This window comes from Echinicola salinicaeni, assembly GCF_014280965.1.
Lineage (GTDB): Bacteria > Bacteroidota > Bacteroidia > Cytophagales > Cyclobacteriaceae > Echinicola > Echinicola salinicaeni.
On sequence record NZ_JACODZ010000001.1, the window covers coordinates 272,507 to 286,622 of the forward strand.

Here is a 14,116-nt window from a genome sequence, read left to right on the forward strand (position 1 = left end):
ATTCTATAACTTAGGTCCGAAACTTAGATCGCCGGCATCACCAAGTCCAGGAACGATATAAGCTTTGTCATTTAACTTTTCATCCAAAGCACCTATCCAAAGCTCGTAGGGGATTTTTAGGTTCGCCTTTATATGATCTATTCCTTCTGGAGCTGCTATGGCTGCTGCAATATGGATTTTTTTTGGATTTCCATGTTGCTGTAAATGATGTATTGTGGTGATTAAGGATTTTCCTGTAGCCAACATGGGGTCAATAATGATCACTTCCTTCTCTTCTAGAGAGGGAACAGCAAGATAATTGAATTCGATGCTTAATTCTTCGCCCTCATTTTCTTTTCTGTAAGCACCAATAAAGCCACTGTCAGCTTCATCATAAAAACTAAGGAAGCCATTGTAAAATGGCATGGCAGCTCTCAGTATAGATATTAAAACTGGTTGAGACTGCAGCTTTTTGGAATGGGTTTCTGCTAATGGAGTAGAAATAGTATGTTCCTCATAGCATAAGGTTTTTGAAATCTCATAAGCCAAAATTTGGCCCAATCTTTCAAGGTTTGTACGAAACTTAAGCCTGTCTTTCTGGACAGAAATATCTCTTAGTCCCTCTAAAAATTGATGAGCTATGGAATCGTGATGGTTCAGTATAAACATGGTAGGCCAAAGTTAAGCAAAAAAAAACCGACCTGTAAAGGTCGGTTTTTAAAATTTATGCGTTTGGAAGATTATTGAACCTCGAAAGAAGCTCTTCTAGCCAACTGACGCGCATCTTTAGATTGCTTGTCTACGCTAGTATCTTCACCATATCCTTTGTAAGAAACTCTAGAGGCATCTATACCTGCAGAGATCAAAAGATCATAAACAGCTTTGGCTCTTCTTTCTGACAATTTGATGTTGTAATCTTCTGGTCCGATTTCATCAGCATAGCCTTTAACTTCTACGTTAACACCAGGGTTTCTCTTCAAGAAGTTAGCTACATAGTTAACTGAAGAAGATGAATAACCTAGAGGCTTAGCACTATCGAAAGCATAGTAAACATTAACATAACCTTCATTGATAGCTTTCTTGAAGAAGTCTTCTTCTTCAACTTCCTCTACTGGACAACCATTATTAGAAGCAGGTCCAGGAACGAAAGCACATTCGTCAGAATGATCAGGGATACCGTCACCATCAGAATCCAAAGTTCTACCATGAGAATCAACTCTTGCACCAGCAGGAGTGTTAGGCTCTTTGTCTAGGTAATCAGGTACACCGTCACCATCAGAGTCTTTCAACATGTCTTTGATCTCTCCGATTTGGCTTTCCAATTCGTCTCTAGTAGCATACTTGTCATCCCTGATGTACCAGTCAGCGTGAGTGCTATGTCCACCAAGGTAGAAAGAAAGACCTAATGTACCAGTCCAAGATACGGCATTGGCACCATAGTAACCATTCTCAGTACCAGCATTGATAGAAGAAGCTCCATCAAAAGCTACATCCTGACGACCAGCAATTACAGTGCTGATGTCACCATTAAGAGCTACTCTGTTACCAAGTTTAACCTGTGCTGTCAATCCGGTGATAAAGTTATAAACGTTATCTTCGAAATCAGCCCAAGTGTTAGATTGAGGAGTCACTCTTCCGATACCAGCACCGAAATGACCCAATAAACCAATGCTTCTTGAGAAAGTCTCAAAATTCATGATTCTACCAAGGTTAGCAACACCTTGAAGGTTCAATCTGTAGTAGTTGGTCTCGAATTCAGGAGTCCCGTCAGCTTCTTGATACTTACCAAATCCGTAATCAAGTTTAGCACCAAATTTCTCGTTGAACATGTATCTAACGCCAAGGTCAGCATGTCCAAGGTTCAAAGATGGAGAATAATAACCTGGCGTGATTGGAGCCATTGGTTTATTAAACCCACCATTAACGTCGATTGACCACTTGTTGAAGTCATTCTGTGCATTAGCTCCAACTGCTAAGGCACCAGCCATTAATGTTGATAGTAATAATTTTTTCATGATTAAAAAAAAATTTTTTCCAAAATTAAGTGTTTAATTAATTTAAATCCAAACTTAGTAACTATTAACTGTTATGCAAATGTATATTTTTTATTCAATAACTATAAACTTTTGACTATTTGTTTTTAGTTATTAAGTCCGAAATTTGCAAAATAATTTACTCATAAACTATGCCAACGTTGGATATTTTACTCGAAATCCTCGAAAAAAGAGGTGTGTCAGGAGACGAATATGAGCTTTCTGCATTTATTGTCGATTATGTGCTTGAACGAAAGAGCGAATGGAAGGTTCAACCAGAAATATATCATGGTGGAATATTTCAAGATAATATTATCCTTAAGTTTGGAGATCCTAGAACTGCTGTTTTTGCTCATATTGATACTATTGGGTTTACGTCAAGGTATGAAAATCAGTTGGTTGCAGTGGGAGGTCCAGACATTAATGATGGAGATGAATTAGTCGGTGAAGATGCATTGGGGCCAATAGAATGCAAGGTTAAAATTGTTGATGATTATCTGACCCATGATTTTAAGAGAGGGATAATTCCTGGTACAAACTTGTCCTTTAAGCAAAATATAGTTCTGGATGATGAATTTATTCAAGGAGCTTATTTAGATAATAGGTTGGGAGTGTACAATGCACTCAAGATTTGTGAAGATTTAGAGAATGGTGTAATTGTTTTTTCTACCTATGAGGAACATGGAGGTGGAAGTGTGCCATTTTTAATTAAACATATTTATGAAAATTGGAACATAAAGCAAGCCTTGATCTCTGATATTACCTGGGTGACTGAGGGGGTGAAGCACCATGAAGGGGTTGCGATCTCATTGAGGGATAAGTTTATACCCAGGAAAGTTTTTACTGATAAGATAGTTGCATTGGCGCAAAAAAGTGGAGTGCCTTTTCAGGTTGAAGTGGAAGGAGCAGGAGGAAGTGACGGTAGAGAGATTCAGATGAGCCCGTACCCGGTAGATTGGTGCTTTATAGGTGCTCCAGAAGACAATGTCCATACACCTTATGAAAGGGTGTCTCTTAAAGACTTGGCCGCCATGATAGCTTTGTATAAATACCTAATGGCTCATCTTTAAGTCTTTGGCTTTCAAATTAGGAAGGTCAGGTTAAAATTTTCTATATTTGTAACGCCCTAATTTTAGGGCTTTTTTATTATTTATGATGAAGGTAAAGGATAAAGAATTCACCCTGTTTATCTCTGCGGAAGAGTTGGGAGAAAGGATTGCTCACATAGCCAAGGATATATCAAAGGATTATGAAGGTAAGAAACCCTTAGTTTTGGGTGTTTTGAACGGAGCCTTTATGTTTATTTCAGATTTAATGAAAGAAGTGGATATTCCACTTCAATTGTCCTTTATTAAGATTTCATCCTATCAAGCCATGAATTCTACAGGTAAGGTGAAGGAATTGATAGGTGTTTCAGAAGAGATCAAGGGTAGGGAAGTGATTGTGGTAGAAGATATAGTAGACACTGGAGTAAGCATGACTCATCTATTGGAAAGTATTTCAGAGAAAGAGCCAGCCAGTATTTCGGTTGTAAGTCTGTTATTGAAACCTGAAGCTTTAAAGAAACCTGTTACGGTTGATTATATAGGCTTTGAGATTCCTGACAAATTTGTAGTTGGCTATGGGTTGGATTATGATGGTTTTGGTAGAAATTTAAAAGAAATATATCAACTTAAGTGACCCGAATAGCATGGGGATCACAGCACAAACAATATTCATATTATGCTAAATATAGTTTTATTTGGACCTCCTGGTGCAGGAAAAGGGACGCAAAGTGAAAAATTAATTTCCAAGTATAATCTTGTACATATTTCTACAGGAGACTTGTTCAGAAAGCATCTTGGAGAAGGTACTGAATTAGGAAAACTTGCCCAGAAATATATGGACGAGGGGAGATTGGTTCCTGATGAAGTAGTCATTGGAATGGTTGATGACAAGTTCAAAACTACTGCGGATGCCAATGGGTTTATCTTGGATGGGTTTCCAAGGACTGTGGCGCAAGCAGAGGCATTGGATAAGTTGTTGGAGGATAAGGGAGAATCTATTTCTGGAATGATAGCCTTGGATGTTCCTGAGGAAGAGTTAAAGGAGAGAATCCGACACAGAGGAAAGACTTCAGGCCGTGTGGATGATCAGGATGAAGATAAGATCAATACAAGGATCAAGGTGTATAAAGATGAAACACTTCCTGTAGCGGCTTATTATGAAAAACAAGGCAAGTTATCTACTATCCATGGTGTAGGAGGGATAGAGGTGATCTTTGAAAAAATCTGTGCAGAAATAGATAAGTATTAATCTGGGAAATAAATAGTACCTTTGCAGAAGATTTAATAATTGGCTAAGAATTTTTCTTAGCCAATTTTGTTTAGGAATGAAATAATACATAAAGCCGTGGCAGATTCTAATTTTATTGATTATGTAAAGTTTTGCTCCCGTTCGGGTGCTGGAGGGGCTGGTTCCGCTCATTTTAGGCGTGAGAAGCATGTGCCCAAAGGAGGTCCTGATGGTGGGGATGGTGGAAGAGGTGGGCACATAATCTTAAGAGGGAATGCCCAGCTGTGGACCCTTTTACACCTTAAGTATAAAAAGCATGTCATTGCCCAAAATGGTAAAGGCGGTGAGGGAGGCAGGAGAAAAGGAAAAGATGGTGGCGATATCATTTTGGAAGTTCCTTTGGGAACAGTGGCAAAAGACGCCGAAACCAAGGAAGTTCGCTTCGAGATCACCGAAGATGGTCAAGAGGTGGTGTTGACCAAAGGTGGACGAGGTGGTTTAGGTAATGATCATTTTAAGACTTCCACCAATCAGGCACCACATTATGCGCAGCCGGGGGAAGAGGGGATAGAGGAATGGATCATTCTTGAGCTGAAGCTTTTGGCAGATGTGGGATTGGTAGGCTTTCCGAATGCGGGTAAATCTACTTTATTATCAAGTATTTCGGCTGCAAAACCGGAAATAGGTGATTATCCATTTACCACTTTAGTGCCAAATCTTGGCGTTGTCAGTTACAGGGATGACAGGTCCTTCGTGATGGCTGATATTCCTGGAATAATAGAAGGTGCTGCAGAGGGTAGGGGGTTAGGACTTCGTTTTTTAAGGCATATTGAAAGGAATTCCATCCTATTGTTTATGATTCCTTCAGATGCGGTTAGTATCAAGGAACAATACCATGTGTTATTGAATGAATTAAAGGAATATAATCCTGAATTATTGGATAAAAGGCGGATACTAGCTATTTCTAAATCTGATATGTTGGATGAGGAATTGATGGAGGAAATGAAATCAGATGTGCCAGAAGATGTACCATATCTATTTATTTCGTCAGTTAGTCAGCATAATCTAGATAAACTCAAAGACCTAATTTACAGTGCGATAATAGCTTAATGTCAGTTTGTCAGGAAAACTATTATGGCAAACTAATTGTTGTTCCAGATTAAAGTGAATTAGAGTTGTATTTCATTTAGGATAATAGAAAATATAGTAAAAGAAGGTATGAATAAGGATAAAGCAGCTACCGAAGAGCCCGTTGAAGCACAAGATCAAGCGCTTAATCAAGAAAGTGGTGCTGAAAGTCAAGAGGAGAAAAAGTCTGACGAGAAAGCAGTAACTGAAGAATTGTCAGAAGAGGATAAGTTGAAAGCAGAAAATCAAGAATTAAAAGATAAATACCTGAGATTATACTCAGAATTTGAAAACTACAGAAGGAGAACTTCCAAGGAGAGATTGGATTTGATCAAAACAGCCTCTGAGGATGTTTTGAAAGATTTGATTACTGTGGTGGATGATTTTGAAAGAGCCATTAAAGCTGAAGAGAGTGAAACAGGGAGTCAAAAGGTTCTGGAAGGAAGTTTATTGATTTACCATAAGTTGACCAAAGTACTTGAGGCAAAGGGCTTGACTCAAATGGAAGATGCCATTGGTAAGGACTTTGATGCGGATAAGCAAGAAGCTATTACGCAAATACCGGCTCCATCTGAGGATCTTAAGGGTAAAGTAATCGATGTGGTGGAAAAAGGCTATATGCTTGGCGAAAAAGTGGTTAGATATGCCAAGGTAGTCATTGGATCTTAATTAGTTATGGCAAAAAGAGACTATTACGAAGTATTAGGGATTTCAAAAGATGCAAGTGAGGGAGAGATAAAGAAGGCTTATAGAAAGATGGCCATTAAGTATCACCCTGATAAAAATCCTGATGATCATACTGCTGAGGAAAAGTTCAAAGAAGCTGCTGAGGCTTATGAGGTGTTGAGCAATCCAGAAAAGAAGGAGCGCTATGACCGTTTTGGGCACCAAGGTGTCAATGGTAATGGCGGCTTCGGAGGAGGCGGTATGAACATGGATGATATCTTCTCTCAATTTGGCGATATCTTCGGTGGCGGAGGAGGATTTGATTCCTTTTTCGGTGGCGGAAGTAGAGGTGGCCGACGGGTAAGAAAAGGAACCAACTTGCGCGTGAAGCTTAAGGTTAACCTAAAAGAGGTTGCCCATGGTGTAGAAAAGAAGATTAAGGTTAAACGCCATATTGTCGCTGATGGAGTAAGTTTTAAAACTTGCTCAACTTGTCAGGGTTCAGGACAGGTGAAAAAAGTAGTTAATACGATGTTGGGCCAAATGGTTTCTGCAAGTGCCTGCCCAAGTTGTGGGGGAACCGGACAGACTATTGACAAGAAGCCTGATCATGCAGATGCAAATGGATTGTTGCTCAAAGAGGAGGTGATTCCTATCAATATTCCAGGAGGGGTAGCTGATGGTATGCAGTTGAGTCTCTCTGGTAAAGGGAATGAAATCCCCGGAGGAGTAGCTGGAGATTTGCTGATTGTGATAGAAGAGATTGAAGACGAGATTCTGCAAAGGGATGGTAATAATGTGGTGTTCGATCTTTATGCCAGTTTCATTGATGCTGCATTGGGAGCACAGATAGAAGTGCCGACCATTGATGGTAAGGTGAAAATAAAATTGGATCCAGGAACCCAAAGTGGTAAAATTTTGAGGTTGAAAGGCAAGGGAGTAAAAGATCTCAATGGATATGGCCGTGGGGATCAATTGATCCATGTGAACGTCTGGACACCAAAGCAGCTTAACAAAGAAGAGCGTGAGAAATTGGAGTCTCTGAGAACTTCGGAGAACTTTATTCCTGATCCAGGAAAGTCTGAGAAGACCTTTTTTGACAAAATGAAGGAATTCTTTTAGTCAGAGTATTAGGTAGATATTTAAAGAGCCGGGAATTTTCCCGGCTTTTTTCGTGATTAACAGAACCTTTTGGGTAACGAACCGTAATTTATTCGTATGTTGAATAAATTGTGCTTAATTCTGATCCTCTCTTCTTGCTATTGTTTGGCTGTAAAAGCCCAAATAATAAAGGAGTTTAATGTGGAAGAGCAGCAGGATGTGGATTTAGTACGATTAGATTTTTCCTCCTATAAAGGTGTTTCCCAAATAAAGAAGATGTATTCTTCTGATCCTATTTTGATCCACACGCATCTATCTAAAGTCAATATACTTCCTGAATTTAATTATGAAATAAATGACAGAGTTCTTCATGCCAGCTTGAGTCATCATAATGTGGAAAATGATGGTTTTGGTAAAGGACTGTCCTCAAAACTTTTTGCCAATAGTGAGGGGGATTTTGATCATACATGGGAAGTAGGCTTAAGTGCAAATTATGCCTATGATATGGATTTTCATTTTGGTATTGGGAAGGCACATCTAGACCTTTCAGGACTGAACATTAAAAAGTGTAAGGTAAAGACTGCTACAGCGGATGTAGATTTGCACTATATGGAAGATGCCATTAATGGTGTTGAGATGGATACGCTGATGGTGAAGATCAATATGGGGACTGTAAAAGGGGTAAATATAGCCTTTGCCAAAGCAGATCAAATGATTTTTGATGTTAACTATGGTAAGGTGGACTTGAATTTTAAGGAAGATTTTGATATTCTCAAGCCATGTAATATTTCCGCAACAGTTGGAGCTGGATCGGTAAATATAGTTTTGCCTTCGAGCCGTTACCCTTATATTGTGAAAATAAAATCCACTGCTATGTGTAGGACGAGTGTTCCAAGTTATTTGTCAAGTATAGACAAAGAAACCTATGCGAGTAAGGGCTATCACGAGGATGCGGAGAATATAATGACTTTTGAGATAGACGTTTCAGTAGGTTCACTGACACTCAAATAAGTAATGTCTTTAAGACTTATTCTTAAATTATATTTTTCTTATTATTACCAAGGTTTAAAAACACATTGTTTTGAGTATTCTTAAGATTGAAGGGCTTTATAAAAGCTATGGTTCTCAGGCTGCGCTAACCAATATTGACTTAGAAATTCCTGCGGGGAAGGTTTTTGGCTTATTGGGCCCTAATGGTGCTGGAAAAACATCCTTGATTAGAATTGTTAATCAAATCATCGAAGCAGACAAGGGTGAAATATTGGTCAAAGGAGAAAGTTTAGCACCTAAGCATATTAAGCACATCGGCTACCTTCCTGAGGAAAGAGGGTTATATAAGCGTATGAAAGTAGCGGAGCAGTTGTTATACTTTGCGCAGCTCAAAGGGCTATCTGCCAATGATGCCAAGAAAAAAGTCAGGTATTGGCTGGATAAATTGGATATTGCGGCATGGAAGGATAAGAAAATCGAGGACCTGTCAAAAGGGATGGCCCAAAAGGTTCAGTTTGTAGCCACCGTAATCCATGAACCTGAAATTTTAATTTTGGATGAACCTTTTTCTGGCTTTGATCCAGTAAATGCAGAAATCATAAAAAATGAAATTATAGAGATGAAAGATAATGGCACCACAGTCATGTTGTCTACGCACAGGATGGAGTCCGTGGAACTGTTATGCGATCATCTTGCCATGATTAATAAGTCTCACAAGGTACTGGATGGTTCAGTTCAGGAGGTGAAAGACCAAGCTAGGTCCAATACCTTTTCGGTAATGCTCAGAAATGTTAATGGAAGTTTGCCAGAAGGGATCTGGGACCATAAAACCACAATAGAAGGTCATCAAGAGTTCAAGATAAAAATGAAAGATGATGAACCTAATATTTTTGTTTCTGAATTGATGAAGTATGGTGAGATATTGGGTTTTTCTGAAGTGATTCCTACCATAGAAGAAATTTTTATTCAAAAGGTAAAAGACAACGAACATGAATAAAGTGTTTTTGGTCATAAAGCGGGAGTATTTGGCGAGAGTCAGAAAAAAATCGTTTTTGTTAGCTACCCTGATCACTCCATTGGTGTTTCCTGCAATATTGGGAGTATTCCTTTGGATTTCTCTTAGTGATGAGGGTGAAGAAGCCCTGAAAATTATTGAGGTCGTTGACGAAGGGAATCAGTTTTTTATGGAAAGTAGTGGCCAATATGCTTTTTCATATTCCGAATTGCCAGTCGATGAGGCCAAGGCTATGGTTCAGGATGGTAGAAGATATGGATTTTTATATATACCAAAAGTCGATATTAAGGATCCAAAGGGAATTGTGTTTTATTCAGGAAACAGTACCAGTGTAAGTTTAGTGGATCATTTGGAGCGGGAGCTAAAAAGGAAAATTGAGGATATTAGACTTTATGAGTCTGGTATTGATCCAGGTTTCATTAAGTCGATAAAAACCGATGTTTCGATCAGTTCAGTAACCTTGGGAGAGAAAGGCGAGGAAAAGATGACTGATGCTGGTGTTAATTATGCATTAGGCTTTGTTTTGGGGATCTTGATTTACACCTTCATATTTGTGTATGGAACCCAGATAATGCAAGGTGTTATAGAGGAGAAATCTAGTAGGATTATTGAGATTTTGGTTTCTTCGATCAAGCCTTTTCAGCTGATGTTGGGCAAGATCATTGGGATAGGAGCAGTGGGGCTTACACAATTTTTGATTTGGATAGTGTTGATCAGTATGGTGTCAACTGTTGTGATGGGCTATTTTGGGATGCAGATGCCTCAACAGCAAGTGATGGAGATGACCAATCCAGAAATGGCACAGGCGATGGCGCAGTCAAGTGAGGTGAGTAAAATAATTCAGGTATTACAGGGAATAGATTTTCTTCAATTGATATTTACATTTTTATTTTATTTTCTTGGAGGTTATCTACTGTATGGGGCCTTTTTTGCGGCAATAGGTGCAGCGGTAGATTCACCATCAGATGCGCAGCAATTTATGTTTCCAGTGACCATTCCCTTGATGGCCAGTTATTTTGGTCTGTTTGTGTTTATTTTGGATGATCCGTCCAGTAATATTTCCTTTTGGCTTTCTGTTATTCCATTTACCTCGCCCATTGCCATGGTCGGAAGGGCTAGTTTTGGGATTCCAGCCATGGAATTGATTCTTTCAATGTTGTTTTTGATCGGAGGCTTTTTCTTCACGACTTGGATTGCAGGAAAAATTTATAGAATTGGGATATTGGTGCATGGAACCAAGGTGAATTATAGGACCCTATGGAAATGGGTCAAACAAAATAACTAGTTAGGAGTGCTTTTGATCGAGGGTATGAAAGATAGAAAAAAGGCTCATCATTTTTGATGAGCCTTTTAATGTTTTATTTTAAGTAAGCGGAAAGCATCCAGATTACTTTTTCTTTCGAGGTGATATAATCGCTCATTAGGGCTACTGTACCTTCGTCCCCTTGGGATGCGGCAGTTTCCAAAGCTTCTCTTTCCAGCTTGAGCAAGGTGTTAAGGTTGTCCCTTACGGTTTCCACCATTTGTTTTGGTGATGAAACTTCCAAAGCTTCTTGAATACTTGAATGTTGGATGTACTCAGAAAATGCGCTCAAAGGACGCTCGCCAAGTGTCAATATTCTTTCGGCTGTTTCGTCGATGGCATCATTGGCTTCATTGTATAGTTCTTCAAATTTTGCATGCAATTCAAAGAAGTTAGGTCCTGAAACATTCCAGTGGAAATTTCTTAAATTTTGATAGTAAATTTCATAATTGGCCAATAATTTATTCAATTGTTCTACCAGAGCTTTGCTATCTGTAACTTTTAATCCTATCTCGTTAGTTGCCATGTTTTTTTTTTTTTTTATTTAAAAATATATTCGAATTTACAGGATTGTTAGGTTTAAGACAAACACTTAATTTCTATGATTGATAGGAAATATCTATGATGAATATCAGTTGTTTAAAGGTAAGTATTTGGTTTCGAAGGAAGGATTTAAATTAAAGAATGAAGAATAAATTTCAGGATCTGGCGATGCTAGATCTATATCATAACAGAGGAAAGGTCAAGTGGCTTATTTTTATAGCTTCTCTGATTATTAGTGTGGGGTCAATTTATTATACCAATACTTTGGTCAGTGAATTAAAGGAGAGAGAGAAGAAGCAGATTACGCTTTATGCCAGTGCGATGGAGTACGTGGCTAACAATTCTGATAATCTAACTTTTATTCATAAAGGTATTATTCAGGAAAACCATAATATTCCTGTAATAGTCGCTGATGCCTTTGGTAATCCCACAGATCAGTACAGGAATATCAATTTTAAGAATAATGCCACTGAAGAGGAGAAGGATAAGAAACTCAGGGCTGAGGTGCAAAGAATGAAATTGGATTACGAGCCCATTCAAATTGTAGAAAACCAATACCTGTACTATACCAATTCAGAGTTGTTGACCAGGTTGAAGTTTTACCCCTATGTTCAGCTGTCAGTTATTTTGGTTTTTGGAATTTTGGCCTATGCAGTATTTAACCAGTCAAAAATAGCTGAACAAAATAGAGTATGGGCCGGTTTGACGAAAGAGACCGCACACCAGTTGGGGACACCGATAGCCTCTTTGATGGCGTGGATTGATTATTTGAAGAATTCCCCAGTTTGGGAAGAAAATAAGGAGGTTATTGTAGAGCTGGATAAGGATGTCTCCAAGTTGAGAATGGTCACTGAGCGGTTTTCAAATATTGGGAGTTCCCCTGTTATCAAAGAGGAAAATGTTTATCAGGTGATTGATGAGGCAGTTAACTATTTGAGGCCAAGAATTTCAAGTAAAGTAAATATCAATCTTAATACCCATGCAGAGGAAGTAGAGGCGATGATGAACAAGTCACTTTTTGAGTGGGTTGTAGAAAATATATGTAAGAATGCGGTGGATGCGATGAAAGGTGAGGGTAAGATTTCTATCAATATCGTGAAGGATAGCGAAAAGTTCGTTCATATAGATATCACTGATACGGGTAAAGGACTGGATAAAAGTATGTTTAAAAAAGTTTTCAATCCTGGTTTTACTACTCGAAAGAGGGGTTGGGGCTTAGGACTTACTTTGGCTAAAAGAATCATCGAAGGATATCATCAAGGGAGGATTTTTGTGTACCAGTCAGAAATAGGCAAGGGGACTACTTTTAGAATTGTCCTAAGGGGCAATAAGGAAAATACTTCAGAATTTAACGTGGAGGATCCTTTTATGAGTTGAGGGCTCTAATCTATTTGTTATTGGTAATGATAAGGATTTGTTTGGTTGTTGAGGATAACTTTCAATCTTTCATGCAAAAAGCCTACCTTTGCATCTTGCAAATAAAGGACCCCCAGAAAGATGAGTTTGACCAAGGAGATTCAAAAAAGAAGAACTTTCGGAATTATTTCCCACCCCGATGCTGGTAAGACTACCCTTACGGAGAAATTGCTGTTATTTGGGGGAGCAATCAAGACAGCAGGAGCTGTAAAATCCAATAAAATTGATGCCCATGCCAAGTCAGATTGGATGGAGATAGAAAAGCAGAGAGGTATTTCTGTGGCTACCTCTGTAATGGGATTTGAATATCGAGATATTAAGATCAACCTTTTGGATACTCCTGGTCACCAGGATTTTGCCGAGGATACTTATAGGACCCTTACCGCAGTAGATAGTGTGATCATGGTGATTGATTGTGTGAAAGGGGTAGAGATCCAAACGGAAAAGCTGATGGAAGTGTGTAGGATGAGGAACACTCCCGTAATCTGTTTTATCAATAAGCTTGATAGGGAAGGCCGGGATCCTTATGATTTGCTGGATGAGGTAGAGGAAAAGCTGAATATTAAGGTACGTCCCTTATCTTGGCCAATCTCCATGGGTAAGACCTTTAGAGGGGTGTATAATCTATATAATAAGTCTCTCAATTTATTTACTCCGTCACAAAGGAAGATTTCCGATGAGATTGTGGCTATTGAGAATCTTGAGGATAGCAAGCTGAATGACTTAGTGGGAGATGGAAATGCAGCGCAATTGAGAGAGGATGTGGAATTGATAGAGGGGGTTTATCCAGAATTTAGCAAAGAAGATTATTTGTCAGGAAAGGTTGCTCCTGTGTTCTTTGGTTCAGCAGTGAATAATTTTGGTGTTCAAGAGATGTTGGATACGTTTATTGATATCGCTCCTAAGCCTAAGAGCAGGGTGACAGAGGAGAGGGAGGTATTGCCAGAGGAGGATAAGTTCAGTGGTTTTGTGTTTAAGATTCACGCAAATATGGATCCTAATCACAGAAATAGGATTGCCTTTTTGAGGATCTGTTCTGGTAAGTTTCAGAGAAATAAACCCTATAATCATGTTAGAGGGACCAAGCCTTTGCGATTTTCCAATGTAACCTCTTTTATGGCTCAGGATAAGGAAATTATAGATGAAGCTTATCCTGGAGATATTGTTGGTTTATATGATACCGGTAACCTTAAGATAGGTGATTCATTGACTGATGGTGAGAACCTTACATTTAAAGGTATTCCGAGCTTTTCTCCTGAGATATTCAGGGAGGTGATCAATAAGGATGCAATGAAGACCAAGCAGTTAGAAAAAGGGCTTAAGCAGTTGATGGAAGAAGGTGTTGCACAGTTGTTTACTTTTGATATTGGGGCTAGGAAAGTAGTGGGGACAGTAGGGCAGCTCCAGTTTGAGGTGATTCAATTCCGTCTAAAGAATGAGTATAATGCTACGGTGGAGTTTGCACCAATGAATCTATATAAGGCTTGCTGGATAAGCAGTTCGGATAAAAAACAGTTGGATGAATTTGTTCGTTCTAAGAACAGGCATATTGCCTATGATAAGGATGGGAAATTGGTGTTTATGGCTGAGTCAAAGGCTTGGTTACAGATGGTTCAGGATAATTATCCAGGTATAGAATTTCATTTTACTTCAGAATTTTAAAATATT

Annotated in this window: 14 protein-coding genes; 11 read left to right on the plus strand and 3 right to left on the minus strand. The window is 38.8% G+C overall.

Annotated features, from left to right (window positions below):
- Positions 1-3: 3 nt before the first annotated feature.
- Both upp and H7U17_RS01130 read right to left on the minus strand, forming a co-directional pair.
- Positions 4-648 carry a uracil phosphoribosyltransferase gene (gene upp / locus H7U17_RS01125; protein WP_186753928.1) on the minus strand — a complete coding sequence of 215 codons (645 nt, stop codon included), beginning with the start codon at positions 646-648 and terminating at the stop codon, positions 4-6.
- Positions 649-719: 71 nt separating this feature from the next.
- On the minus strand, positions 720-1,994 hold the full coding sequence (locus H7U17_RS01130; protein WP_186753930.1) for an OmpA family protein: 1,275 nt from the start codon (positions 1,992-1,994) through the stop codon (positions 720-722).
- 170 nt (positions 1,995-2,164) lie between these two features.
- Here H7U17_RS01130 and H7U17_RS01135 point away from each other — a divergent pair, with 170 nt between their 5' ends.
- The 9 genes from H7U17_RS01135 (at position 2,165) to H7U17_RS01175 (ending at position 10,471) form a co-directional block, all read left to right on the plus strand.
- Positions 2,165-3,082 carry a M20/M25/M40 family metallo-hydrolase gene (locus H7U17_RS01135; RefSeq protein ID WP_186753932.1) on the plus strand — a complete coding sequence of 306 codons (918 nt, stop codon included), beginning with the start codon at positions 2,165-2,167 and terminating at the stop codon, positions 3,080-3,082.
- Between the two features lie 82 nt (positions 3,083-3,164).
- Entirely contained in the window at positions 3,165-3,692 is a 528-nt protein-coding gene (gene hpt / locus H7U17_RS01140; protein WP_186753934.1) for a hypoxanthine phosphoribosyltransferase, read from the plus strand.
- Positions 3,693-3,734: 42 nt separating this feature from the next.
- Positions 3,735-4,307, plus strand: a complete 573-nt coding sequence (locus tag H7U17_RS01145; protein WP_186753936.1) for an adenylate kinase — start codon at positions 3,735-3,737, stop codon at positions 4,305-4,307.
- A 96-nt stretch (positions 4,308-4,403) separates the two neighbouring features.
- Positions 4,404-5,396, plus strand: a complete 993-nt coding sequence (obgE, locus tag H7U17_RS01150; protein WP_186753938.1) for a GTPase ObgE — start codon at positions 4,404-4,406, stop codon at positions 5,394-5,396.
- A gap of 108 nt (positions 5,397-5,504) precedes the next feature.
- Positions 5,505-6,083, plus strand: coding sequence for a nucleotide exchange factor GrpE (locus H7U17_RS01155; protein ID WP_186753940.1), 579 nt, complete (start codon positions 5,505-5,507; stop codon positions 6,081-6,083).
- A 6-nt stretch (positions 6,084-6,089) separates the two neighbouring features.
- Complete coding sequence (gene dnaJ / locus H7U17_RS01160; protein WP_186753942.1) at positions 6,090-7,202, plus strand: molecular chaperone DnaJ; 1,113 nt, start codon at positions 6,090-6,092, stop codon at positions 7,200-7,202.
- A gap of 96 nt (positions 7,203-7,298) precedes the next feature.
- Positions 7,299-8,192: a hypothetical protein gene (locus H7U17_RS01165; protein ID WP_186753943.1), complete on the plus strand. Its 894-nt coding sequence runs from the start codon at positions 7,299-7,301 to the stop codon at positions 8,190-8,192.
- Between the two features lie 70 nt (positions 8,193-8,262).
- Positions 8,263-9,168 carry an ABC transporter ATP-binding protein gene (locus tag H7U17_RS01170; protein ID WP_186753946.1) on the plus strand — a complete coding sequence of 302 codons (906 nt, stop codon included), beginning with the start codon at positions 8,263-8,265 and terminating at the stop codon, positions 9,166-9,168.
- Positions 9,161-10,471: an ABC transporter permease gene (locus tag H7U17_RS01175; RefSeq protein WP_186753948.1), complete on the plus strand. Its 1,311-nt coding sequence runs from the start codon at positions 9,161-9,163 to the stop codon at positions 10,469-10,471. Before H7U17_RS01170 ends, H7U17_RS01175 begins: the two co-directional genes overlap by 8 nt.
- 73 nt (positions 10,472-10,544) lie before the next feature.
- Here the strand turns inward: H7U17_RS01175 and H7U17_RS01180 are convergent, their stop codons facing one another.
- Positions 10,545-11,015: a Dps family protein gene (locus H7U17_RS01180; RefSeq protein WP_186753950.1), complete on the minus strand. Its 471-nt coding sequence runs from the start codon at positions 11,013-11,015 to the stop codon at positions 10,545-10,547.
- A gap of 158 nt (positions 11,016-11,173) precedes the next feature.
- On the opposite strand from H7U17_RS01180, the gene H7U17_RS01185 reads away from it, so the two are divergent.
- Positions 11,174-12,409, plus strand: a complete 1,236-nt coding sequence (locus tag H7U17_RS01185; RefSeq protein ID WP_186753952.1) for a sensor histidine kinase — start codon at positions 11,174-11,176, stop codon at positions 12,407-12,409.
- 120 nt (positions 12,410-12,529) lie between these two features.
- Positions 12,530-14,110, plus strand: a complete 1,581-nt coding sequence (locus tag H7U17_RS01190; protein ID WP_186753954.1) for a peptide chain release factor 3 — start codon at positions 12,530-12,532, stop codon at positions 14,108-14,110.
- The last annotated feature ends 6 nt before the right edge of the window (positions 14,111-14,116 follow it).

Excerpts from the sequence above, each read along its gene's own strand:
- upp (WP_186753928.1), bottom strand. The coding sequence starts at position 648 with ATGTTTATACTGAACCATCACGATTCCATAGCTCATCAATTTTTAGAG.
- hpt (WP_186753934.1), top strand. The coding sequence starts at position 3,165 with ATGATGAAGGTAAAGGATAAAGAATTCACCCTGTTTATCTCTGCGGAA.
- H7U17_RS01155 (WP_186753940.1), top strand. The coding sequence starts at position 5,505 with ATGAATAAGGATAAAGCAGCTACCGAAGAGCCCGTTGAAGCACAAGAT.
- H7U17_RS01185 (WP_186753952.1), top strand. The coding sequence starts at position 11,174 with ATGAAGAATAAATTTCAGGATCTGGCGATGCTAGATCTATATCATAAC.
- H7U17_RS01135 (WP_186753932.1), top strand. The coding sequence starts at position 2,165 with ATGCCAACGTTGGATATTTTACTCGAAATCCTCGAAAAAAGAGGTGTG.
- H7U17_RS01175 (WP_186753948.1), top strand. The coding sequence starts at position 9,161 with ATGAATAAAGTGTTTTTGGTCATAAAGCGGGAGTATTTGGCGAGAGTC.
- H7U17_RS01165 (WP_186753943.1), top strand. The coding sequence starts at position 7,299 with ATGTTGAATAAATTGTGCTTAATTCTGATCCTCTCTTCTTGCTATTGT.
- H7U17_RS01145 (WP_186753936.1), top strand. The coding sequence starts at position 3,735 with ATGCTAAATATAGTTTTATTTGGACCTCCTGGTGCAGGAAAAGGGACG.
- H7U17_RS01130 (WP_186753930.1), bottom strand. The coding sequence starts at position 1,994 with ATGAAAAAATTATTACTATCAACATTAATGGCTGGTGCCTTAGCAGTT.
- H7U17_RS01180 (WP_186753950.1), bottom strand. The coding sequence starts at position 11,015 with ATGGCAACTAACGAGATAGGATTAAAAGTTACAGATAGCAAAGCTCTG.
- H7U17_RS01190 (WP_186753954.1), top strand. The coding sequence starts at position 12,530 with ATGAGTTTGACCAAGGAGATTCAAAAAAGAAGAACTTTCGGAATTATT.
- dnaJ (WP_186753942.1), top strand. The coding sequence starts at position 6,090 with ATGGCAAAAAGAGACTATTACGAAGTATTAGGGATTTCAAAAGATGCA.